The 779-nt window shown below is 61.5% G+C and carries 2 protein-coding genes; both read left to right on the top strand.

Features of this window, described 5'->3' with window-relative positions:
- Positions 1-383, top strand: a 383-nt coding sequence (locus tag ABD361_RS30425; RefSeq protein ID WP_048291067.1) for a nucleotide-binding domain containing protein, incomplete at its 5' end; no start/stop codon positions are given.
- Positions 376-779, top strand: a 404-nt coding sequence (locus ABD361_RS30420) for a class II aldolase/adducin family protein (protein WP_344440207.1), incomplete at its 3' end; no start/stop codon positions are given. The genes ABD361_RS30425 and ABD361_RS30420, both read left to right, overlap by 8 nt.

Here is a 779-nt window from a genome sequence, read left to right as displayed (position 1 = left end):
CGCTGACTGACTGGGTGGACGCGCAGCGCGATGCGCCGCTGGCGCCGATGATCTATGCCACCACCGAGCCGCAAACGCTGCAGCGGATCCAGGCGCAGTATGGCGACAAGGCCAGCAGCGAACGGGTGGAACAGCTGTTTGCCGCTCTTGCCGCCGCCCTGAAGGCGAAAGGATTTACCCGCTTTATTGTGGCCGGAGGGGAAACGTCGAGCATTGTGGCGCAGACCCTGGGGGTTGAGGCGTTCCATATTGGGCCGACCATCTCCCCTGGCGTGCCCTGGGTGCGTGACACCCGCCAGCCGCTCTCCCTGGCGCTGAAGTCAGGTAACTTCGGCGATATCCAGTTCTTTGCCCGTGCCCAGCAGGAGTTTCGTCATGACTGAGCAACAACTGCGAGAGGAAATGGTGCAGATTGGCGCCTCGTTGTTTAGCCGCGGCTATGCCACCGGCTCCCCTGGCAATCTGTCGCTGCTGCTGCCGGACGGCAACCTGCTGGCGACGCCGACCGGCGCCTGCCTCGGCGAACTGCAGGCTCAGCGGTTGTCGGTGGTGACGCTGCAAGGGGAATGGATCTCCGGCGACAAACCGTCGAAAGAGGTCACTTTTCACCGGGCGGTCTATTTGCACAACCCGGCCTGCAAGGCGATCGTCCACTTGCACAGCCACTATCTGACCGCGCTCTCCTGCCTGCAGGGGCTCGGGCACTGTTGCAAAGTTAGCGATGAGGCAGCCTTTTGTCTTATTCAAAGGCCTTACATTTCAAAAACTCTGCTTACCAG

It is taken from the genome of Streptomyces luteosporeus (genome assembly GCF_039532865.1).
GTDB classification, from domain to species: domain Bacteria; phylum Actinomycetota; class Actinomycetes; order Streptomycetales; family Streptomycetaceae; genus Streptomyces; species Streptomyces luteosporeus.
Note: the sequence above shows the minus strand (reverse complement) of the source record. Positions and strands in the feature narration are given on the sequence as shown.